At 70.4% G+C, this 8,395-nt stretch carries 7 protein-coding genes; 4 read left to right on the top strand and 3 right to left on the bottom strand.

From position 1 onward, the window contains the following. Nucleotides 1–41: 41 nt before the first annotated feature. Nucleotides 42–1,109 carry a cytochrome P450 gene (locus ACFV88_RS33340; protein ID WP_385495891.1) on the bottom strand — a complete coding sequence of 356 codons (1,068 nt, stop codon included), beginning with the start codon at nt 1,107–1,109 and terminating at the stop codon, nt 42–44. A 271-nt stretch (nt 1,110–1,380) separates the two neighbouring features. Here ACFV88_RS33340 and ACFV88_RS33335 point away from each other — a divergent pair, with 271 nt between their 5' ends. After that, the gene (locus ACFV88_RS33335; RefSeq protein WP_385495877.1) at nt 1,381–2,184 is read left to right on the top strand and encodes an alpha/beta fold hydrolase; all 804 of its coding nucleotides are present in this window, start codon (nt 1,381–1,383) and stop codon (nt 2,182–2,184) included. A 142-nt stretch (nt 2,185–2,326) separates the two neighbouring features. On the opposite strand, the gene ACFV88_RS33330 is transcribed toward ACFV88_RS33335, so the two are convergent. Both ACFV88_RS33330 and ACFV88_RS33325 read right to left on the bottom strand, forming a co-directional pair. Continuing rightward, nucleotides 2,327–3,259, bottom strand: a complete 933-nt coding sequence (locus ACFV88_RS33330) for a streptomycin biosynthesis protein (RefSeq protein ID WP_385495876.1) — start codon at nt 3,257–3,259, stop codon at nt 2,327–2,329. A gap of 735 nt (nt 3,260–3,994) precedes the next feature. Next, a complete protein-coding gene (locus ACFV88_RS33325) occupies nt 3,995–4,282 on the bottom strand; it encodes a hypothetical protein (RefSeq protein ID WP_385495875.1) in 288 nt (95 codons plus the stop codon). A gap of 292 nt (nt 4,283–4,574) precedes the next feature. Here ACFV88_RS33325 and ACFV88_RS33320 point away from each other — a divergent pair, with 292 nt between their 5' ends. The 3 genes from ACFV88_RS33320 to ACFV88_RS33310 all read left to right on the top strand — a co-directional run bounded on the left by ACFV88_RS33320 (nt 4,575) and on the right by ACFV88_RS33310 (nt 8,088). Further along, nucleotides 4,575–5,735: a TetR/AcrR family transcriptional regulator gene (locus ACFV88_RS33320; protein WP_385495874.1), complete on the top strand. Its 1,161-nt coding sequence runs from the start codon at nt 4,575–4,577 to the stop codon at nt 5,733–5,735. After that, nucleotides 5,732–6,364, top strand: coding sequence for a transcriptional regulator (locus ACFV88_RS33315; protein WP_385495873.1), 633 nt, complete (start codon nt 5,732–5,734; stop codon nt 6,362–6,364). Before ACFV88_RS33320 ends, ACFV88_RS33315 begins: the two co-directional genes overlap by 4 nt. Nucleotides 6,365–6,441: 77 nt before the next feature. Further along, nucleotides 6,442–8,088: a pyruvate, phosphate dikinase gene (locus ACFV88_RS33310; RefSeq protein ID WP_385495872.1), complete on the top strand. Its 1,647-nt coding sequence runs from the start codon at nt 6,442–6,444 to the stop codon at nt 8,086–8,088. Nucleotides 8,089–8,395: the final 307 nt, after the last annotated feature.

Below are 8,395 nucleotides of genomic sequence, written 5' to 3'. Positions count from 1 at the left end.
CGGTCCTTCTGGTTCCGGGTCCTACGGGTGCCGGCGAAGGCTCACCACGTCACCCGCAACGAGCTAAGGCCCCGGGTGATCAGTCCGTCCTTCCACACGACGGCGGGCGCCGCGGGCCCGTCCTCGGCCAGCCGCAGTGCGGGAAAGAACTCGAACAGTTCGAGGAGCGCCGTTCGCACCTGGAGCCGTGCCAGGGGCGCTCCGAGACAGCGGTGTATTCCGTGTCCGAAGGTGAGGTGGGCCGCCGACCTGTCGTCCCGCAGGACTTCCGGTTCGGCGAATGCCCTGTCGTCGCGATTTCCGTGCAGCAAGGAGACGACCACCGCCTCGCCCGCCCGTACACGGATATCACCGAGTTCGACGTCCTCAAGAGCCACCCGCGGAAAGCTGATCGCCGTCGACGGGGTGAGACGGAGCAATTCTTCGACCAGTGCGTCCGCCCGCGCATCGTCCTTGACGAATTCCCGGGGAATCTCCTCCTGGAGCACGGCGAGTGCGGCGAGGCCGATCTGCCCGACCGTCGTCTCGTAGCCGGCGGTGAGCAGCGCGAGGCCGAGGCTCACGAGTTCGGCCTTGGAGAGGGCGTCGCCGTCGTGGGCCCGGATGAGGTCGGTGAGGAGGTCGTCGTCGTCCCGCAGTCGCTTGCGGTCGATCAGGGTGGACATGTAGTCGACCAGCTGGAGCCGCTGCCGACTCTTCTCCAGATCGCTGCTGGCGGTGATGTCGAAGAGCACCTCCACCCAGGAGTCGAAGATCCCCCGGTCCTCGACGGGCACCCCGAGCAGGGTGCCCAACACGGCCACCGGCAGTGGTGCGGCGAAGGAGGAGACCAGGTCGGCGGGGCTGTCGAGGCGGCTCATGCCGGTCAGCAGATCGGCTGCCGTCCGCTGCACCAGCGGGGCCATGCCGGTCATCTTGCCCGTGGTGAAGGCGGCCGCGACGATCCTGCGCAGCCGGGCGTGGTCGGTGCCGTCCAGGCTCATCATCGAGGTGGGGGACGGCGCCGCCGAGTTCAGCCGTGGGGCGCCCGGTGCCACCGCGGCGGCCCTGCTGAACCGCCGGTCGGACAGCACCCGGCGTCCCAGCGCGTAGTCGCTCACCAACCACATCTCGTCACCGGGCGGCGTTCGTATGCGCTTTACCGGAACGGTGTTGGCACCGGTCATGAATTCCGGTAACGGACCCAGGTGATGTGGACGCAGTACGGCGGACAATCCTGACACCTCGCCTCTTCTTCTGAAACCAGCTCGGCGACCGACTCGCTTGCTCCGTGCGATATTTGGTTGCCCCGGTCCGGACGTCAGCGTAGCGGCGCACACGAGATGTGACCACGAACGCTCGGAAAGCCTGATCGAGTACGAAGAATACGAGAGGTGACCCATGGATATCGCGACCAAGCAGGGCACATTCAGCACCGGCCTGCCTCATCTCGCCTTCGGTTCCGGAAAACCGCTGGTCTGCCTGTCCGGATTCACGATGACGCACACGGTGCCGCCGCCCGGTGCGCAGCGGCGCCGAGCGGCCCGGCTGGTGGCGCCGTTCGTCGCCGCCGGGTACGAGGTCTTCTGGACCAACCGGCGCCCCGGCATGCGGGTCGGCGCGACGATGGGTGAGGTGGCCGCCGAACACGCCGAGGCGCTGCGTGCCCGGTTCCCCGGTGCCGTGCCCGTACTCGGGCACGGCACCGGCGGCTCGATCGCCCTGCAACTGGCGGTCGACCACCCCGACGTGGTGGACCGGCTGGTCCTGGCCGGCGCCGCGTACGCCCTGGGGCCGGTCGGCAGGCGCTTCCACCGGGATCTGATCGCGGCGGCCGAGCGGGGCCGCTCCGGCATGCATCGAGCGGCCCCCGCGCTCGCCCGCAACCCGGCACTGCAACGCCTGCTGATGGTGCCGCTGTGGCTGGCGGGACGCCTGAATCCGCCGCCGCGTGACACTTCCGACATGAGGGCGACCCTGCTGGCCGAGGACGGCTTCGATGTCCGGGACCGGCTGACCGAGGTGCGTGCGCCCACCCTCGTGCTGTGTGGTGGCCGCGATCACTTGTGGCCGCAGGAGATGTTCGACGAGACCGCGGCGGGGATAGCGGGCGCCCGGCTGGTGCGCTACCCCCGTCGCGGTCACAACCTCCTGGGAACGCCGGAGTTCGCCCGCGACGTCCGCATGTTCCTCGACGCGCCCTGAGCCCGGGGACCGCCTCCGCGCCGTACGCACGAGCGCGTGTGCACCCGTCGCCACCCCGGGACCCGGCCGCGCGGGGCGGTCGGGCCCCGCCGCTGTTCCCCACGTCCCGCTCGGCCCACGGACGGCGGACCGGGGGGCCGGTTCACCCCGCCTCGGTCGAGGTGTCGGTCGTCCGTTCCGACAGGCGGTCCGCGAGGAACTCCCATGCGCCCGCGCACTCCCGGGCGAGGCGGGCCACCACCTCCTGGCGGTGGGGTGGCACCGCCTCCACGATGCGGGCCCAGCCGTCCGCGTCTACCGAGCAGACCCGCAGTGCGCGCAGCAGGATCTTGCCGGCCATGGTGAGCCGCAGCGAGGGGTCCTTGCTGAGGCTCACCAAGAGGACGTCGCTGGCCGGGCCGTCGGGGCGAAAGGAGCGTCGGGCCATGGTCCCCGAAGGGCTCTCCCGTACCACGGCCTGCCGTTGTTGCGGCGTGACCAGTGGCTCACCCCGGTTGAGCCGGGCCCGGACATCGCTGGCGGTGGCCGCCGAGATCCCCGCGAGCCTGGCTATCTCGCGCAGCGAGGCCTCCGGGTTGGCCCTCATCAGCTCCCCCGCGCGCAGCCGTCCCTCGGCTCCGTTACGGGGGCGCACCCGTCCGTCCCGGCCGATGCTGGCGTTCGGCTGCTCATTCTGCGCAGTCGAACGCTGTCGTACGGCCCCCACCGTGTTCGCAGCCAGCCCCACGACCTCGGCGATCCTGCGGTCGGACCACTGGGGGTGCGAGGCGATGATCCGGGCCGCGGCGGTCTTGCGGTCGGAGAGCGAAAGCGGCAGGCCGTGCTCGCTGTTGAGCTGGACGGCGAGGACGAAGGCGTCCGCCTCCGCGCCGTCGAAGTAGCGGACCATGATGTGGTCGTCGCCGCGCAGGAGTGCGGCGCGCAGTCGGTGCGCACCGTCGATGACGCGCATCGTGGGGCGGTGCACCACGATGGGCGGCAGTGGTGTGTGCAGCGCCGCCAGCAGGTGGACGTGCTCCGCGTCCTCCCCACCGGTGCGCGGACCTCCCGACGCCTGTAGGGCTTCGAGGGGCACGCACTCGGCGGCCGGGCGCGGTGCGCCCCCGGCGGCCGAAGCCGTGCCCCTGCCGCCGCCTCGTCCCTGGACATCAACACCGGACACCTCCGTTGTCCGAACGGCATGGGCTTTTAACCTACCGATCATTGATCAATCACCTCGGGTGCGTGGTTTGGGGGCCGGAGGGCGATCGTGCGTCGGTGGACATGGGCAGCCTGATGGGACCGCTGCTGCTGTGACGGGTGCTTCCGGTGTGGCTCAGCGGCACATCATGCCGAGCAGGCGGAGGCGATAAGTCGACAGAACGGCCACGGTTCAGCGGCGGGCCCGGGCACCACGAAGGCACACCACTTCACCTTCGTTTCGGCGTCATTACGCCGCGCTAATTTCCCACAAAGGAAGAAGACGAAGGTTATCGTCGTGACGTTTGAAATGAGACCGCAGTCCGCACACCCTTCGCATACATACATCGTCCCCCGTTGCACAACGTCCCCGTCCATCGGATTCCCTGCTCGCCCCTCGGTGACGAAAGACCGCAGCACTGTGCAAATTTGATCGCTTTCAGTCGACGCCTGTCAAGGCGAAGCAGAAGAAGAGACCGTACGGAACATTCGGGCAGACCACTTGCAGACTGATGGTTTGAACCAGCACGGACGCCTCGCAAGCCTGATACCGCACAGGTGGCGCGGTGGCGACGGAGGTGCGAACCGGACGCATCGTCCGGATAGTCCGAGACGGAGAAACATACGGTCATCACGTACGGAGGGTGGCATTCCGATCACGACGGCGCACCTCGGCGATCAAATCCGGCCAGTTGAACTGGGCGCCGCCATGGGACCGATGAAGGCGACGCAGCAAACGCCGACGTGCCAGCCGGAATACCATTGCGCACACGACCAGCGTAATTCCGGGCACGACCGCCATGAACGAAAGCCCGAAGGTGTATCCGGGGTGCGGTCTGTACGCGCCGAGGACGGCGCATCGGGCAATGTCTTCGATATCGTCGCGACTGAGTAGTTCATAAGGCGCTCGTTCACCCATCGATCGAGCATCCCAACCCGCGGGAAATCGGGCAAGGATTCATCGAGGGCAATTCGACAGGAGGGTTCCCCGCGGACCACGGAAACCAGTGACCGAAAAGTAAACATACGATTTTCGGGCTGGTCCGGGGTCGCTCTGTCGACTTCGCCCGGCCGCCCGCGCGGGTGCCATCCGCACTCAGATGTTCTCGCCATCGGGATGTTGGGTGTATCTTCTGTCGGGAGCGGAGGCGCGTGAACAGCCGAACTGGACGGCGCGCACGACAGCGGCGTACGAACGGAAGGAGCGGCGGATGGTCCGGTTGACCCGAGCCCAACAACAGGAGCGCACCCGCGCCGCCGTACTGACCGCGGCGAAGGCCGAGTTCACCGAGCGTGGCTACACGGCGGCGAAGGTGGACCGGATCGCCGAACGAGCCGAACTGACGCGTGGCGCGGTGTACTCGAACTTCCCGGGCAAACGCGCCCTCTACCTGGCCGTGCTGATCGACATGTTCGAGCGCACCGCCGCCGCGGAGCACGGCGACGCGGGCAGGATCAGCGTCTCGGCAGCGCCCGCCCGTACCTCCAGCACCGAGGCGCTGGGGGCCTTCGCCCGCATCTGGCTCGAACGACTGCCGCTGTCCGAACACAGCCCCGCCGCCGGCCGGGTGCACCTGGGCTCCCTGACCGAGGTGCTCGACGACGAACCGATCCGGGCCGCGTTCGGCCAAGTGACCCGGATGGAGGCGCTGTTGCTGGCGCTCGCGCTGGAGTCACTGGACTCGCACGCCGGCACCGACACGCCGCCCGCGCGACAGGTCAGGCGGGCTCAGCTGGTCCTGCGACTGCTGGACGGTCCCGGCGCCTCGACGGATCCGGCCCTCGGGTTCGGCGACCCCTTCGACATCGCCCTGGCCTGCGCGCACCTGGACGGGCTCGCCCTGGCCGACACCTGGAACCCCCCGTACCTGCCCTACGTCCCGCCCGCGCGGGCCTGCCGCGACCGGTGGGACCCGCCGCACGAGCTGCCGGACCTGCTCAGCCGGCGCATGGTCGGATTCACCGGGGACGGCCTGATCACGCTCCTCGGAACCCACCGTCTCGAAGCCGCGGAAGAGGCCGTCCGCAGCGCGCGGGCCGGTGATCTGATCACCGTGGCCGTCACCACGGCCGACCCCGCCGAGATCGGACGCCTCGTCCGACTGAGGATCGGCGACTTCGCCCGCTGCCTGTGGCGCGTGTTCGCCCCCGACAGCCGGCCGCGCCTGCGCCTCGTCCTCGACGACCGCGGTCTGCTGGCATCGGCCGTCGGCGTACCGCACGCCGACGACACCACCGAGTACGCGGTCCGCGTACGGCACGACGCGATCGTCACCCGAGCCCAAGGACCGGGTGCCGCGCACGCCGCGGCCACCCTCGACCTCACCACCGCAGACGTTTCCCACACCACACCCAATGGGGCCGCGCCATGACCCAACCCGTTTCGTCTCACGCCACCAGCACCGACCTGCTGGTACTCCACACCCTTCGCTGCATCGGCTTCTCGGGGCTGTCCGCAGTGGCCGGGGCGACAGGACTGCCCGAGTCCGACGTCGAGTCCGGACTGATCGACCTCGCCGTCGCCGGGCTCGTCACGCGCACCCCGGGCGGCTTCGGCGGCTGGGGCCTCACGGACGCAGGCCGCGCCGCGGACGCCGAGCGGATCGCCGACGAGGTGGCGACGGCCGGTGTGCGCCCCGCGCTCACCGCGGCCTTCGACCGGTTCCTCGTCCTCAACCCCGAGCTCCTCGACCTCTGCACGGCATGGCAGACCCGTACCGTCGACGGCGCCATGACGATGAACGACCACAGCGATTCCTCCTACGACGCCCGTGTCCTCGACCGGTTCACGGAGTTCCACCAGCGTGCCGAGCCCCTGTGCACGGAGCTGTCCGCGGCCCTGCTCCGGTTCCAGCGCTACCCCGTCCGGCTCGCCGACGCGCTCGTCCGCGCGCGGTCCGGCGCCCTGGAGTACGTGACGGACAGCACCGCCTCGTACCACACCGTGTGGTTCCAGCTGCACGAGGACCTGCTCGCCACGCTCGGCATCCCCCGCCACTGAGCCCACCGGCCGCCGCCCACGGCAGCCCCCCTCCCCCGCAGCCGAAGCAACAGAGGCGACGCAGAGATGACAACGCGATGACCTGGATCCACCCGCTCTCGGCAGAGGTCGAGGAGACAGCGGACGTCCTCGGCGGCAAGGCGCACGGACTCGTCGTGCTCCGACGTTTGGGGCTGCCCGTGCCACCGGGGTTCGTCATCGGTACCGAGGCCTGCCGCGCCTACCTCCGCACCGGGCGACTGCCCCACGGCCTCACCACCGAACTAGCCTTTGCTGTAAAGGAGTTGGAGGAGGCCACGCATCGCGAGCTCGGCGGCTCGGAGCGTCCGCTGGCGGTGTCGGTCCGCTCCGGCGGCAAGGTGTCGATGCCCGGCATGATGAGCACCGTCCTCAACCTCGGGCTCACCTCCCGGGCAACGGCCGCGCTGGCCGAGGAGAGGGGCGAACCGCGGTTCGCGCTGGACTCGCGACTGCGGTTCCTCACCAGCTTCGCCTCCCAGGTCGTCGGCGTGGGCGAGGAGAGCCTGGCGAGCGTCGACCGGGCGATCGCCGGGCGCAACGGCGACCCGAGCGCCCTCGAAACGGCGATCCGTCACGTCGAGCGGCTCATCCACGAACAGAGCGGCGAGCCCGTTCCCGAGGACGCGGCCCGACAGTTGGAGCTCGCCGTCGCAGCGGTGTTCTCCTCGTGGGACACCCCGCGCGCGAAGACCTACCGCGCCCTGCACGACATCCCCGGCGACCTCGGCACGGCGGTGACCGTCCAGGCGATGGTGTTCGGCAACCGCGACGGGCGCAGCGGGACGGGTGTCGCCTTCAGCCGCGACCCCAACACCGGTGAACACGTCCCGTTCGGTGAGGTCCTGTTCGGCCGTCAGGGGGAGGACGTCGTCTCCGGCAGCTCGCTGACCGGACCCCTGCACGAGCTGGCCGACCGGGAACCCGCCGTGTGGAGCCGCCTGTTGAGCGCCCTGGACCAGCTGGAGGAGCACTACCGCGACGCGTGCTACGTCGAGTTCACTTTCGAAGCGGGCGAGCTCTGGATCCTCCAGGTGCGTCCCGGGCGCTTCGTCGGGCGCGCCGCGGTACGGGTCGCGGTCGACCTCGCCGAGGCGGGAACGATCGGGCGCGACGAGGCGCTGTTGCGCGTCTCGCCGCAGCACCTCGCCCAGGTGCGCACACCGCGGATCGCGGCGATCGACCCCCGAGACGTCTTCACCCGGGGACTCGGAGCCTCTCCCGGAGTCGCCGTCGGCCGGGTGGCGACCACCGCCGACAGCGCGGCGCGGCTGGCGGCGGGCGGCCCGGTCGTCCTGCTGCGCCCGGAGACCTCCCCGCTCGACATGCACGGCCTGGCCGTCGCGACCGGGGTCGTCACCGCACGCGGCGGGCCGACCAGCCATGCGGCCGTGGTGGCACGGGCGATGGGCAAGCCCGCCGTCGTGGGGGCCACGGGTCTCACCGTCGACGCCGCCGACGGCTGCGTCCGGGCGGGCGGGCGCACCCTGCCCGAGGGCACGCTCATCGCGGTCGACGGAACGGGCGGTGAGGTCGTCGTGGGTGAGCCCCGTATCGTCGCCGCCGCGACCGACCCCCATCTGCACCGGTTGCTCGATTGGGCCGACGACGTCGTGAGCGGCGCCGACCGCGACCGTGACGAGAGGGAACGCCTGGCCGCGGCGCAGGCCGTGCTGCGTGATGCCGACCAAGGGACGCTCCGCTGACCCCGCGGGGCTCCGGTGGGGGCAGGTGACCTACCGGAGACGGGTGAGGGTGGTGTCCCGGTGGGGCGCCGGCCGGCCCCTGCGCTGCGGGGGCCGGCAGTTCGCGTGACGTCACCCCAGGTGACGGCGGTGCGGGCGCGTACGGCGAAGGGGCGGGACCGGGATACGGCGGGATCCCCGGCGCCTCACGCACGAGGCGCCGTGGATCCCGCCGGTCCTTGCCAGCCCCCACGGCTGTCTCTTATAAACAACTGAAGCAGCCGACGATGTAGGGTGTGGAGAACTAGGAGGTCGGCGGAGCATAATA

It is taken from the genome of Streptomyces sp. NPDC059816, from assembly GCF_042732055.1.
Taxonomy (GTDB): Bacteria; Actinomycetota; Actinomycetes; order Streptomycetales; family Streptomycetaceae; genus Streptomyces.
The sequence above is the reverse complement of the archived record's forward strand: the minus strand, read 5'-3'. Positions and strand labels throughout refer to the sequence as shown.

What these genes read in the sequence shown, in the direction of transcription:
- ACFV88_RS33340 (WP_385495891.1), bottom strand. Translation starts at nt 1,109, where the DNA reads ATGTGGTTGGTGAGCGACTACGCGCTGGGACGCCGGGTGCTGTCCGAC.
- ACFV88_RS33335 (WP_385495877.1), top strand. Translation starts at nt 1,381, where the DNA reads ATGGATATCGCGACCAAGCAGGGCACATTCAGCACCGGCCTGCCTCAT.
- ACFV88_RS33325 (WP_385495875.1), bottom strand. Translation starts at nt 4,282, where the DNA reads ATGGGTGAACGAGCGCCTTATGAACTACTCAGTCGCGACGATATCGAA.
- ACFV88_RS33320 (WP_385495874.1), top strand. Translation starts at nt 4,575, where the DNA reads ATGGTCCGGTTGACCCGAGCCCAACAACAGGAGCGCACCCGCGCCGCC.
- ACFV88_RS33315 (WP_385495873.1), top strand. Translation starts at nt 5,732, where the DNA reads ATGACCCAACCCGTTTCGTCTCACGCCACCAGCACCGACCTGCTGGTA.
- ACFV88_RS33310 (WP_385495872.1), top strand. Translation starts at nt 6,442, where the DNA reads ATGACCTGGATCCACCCGCTCTCGGCAGAGGTCGAGGAGACAGCGGAC.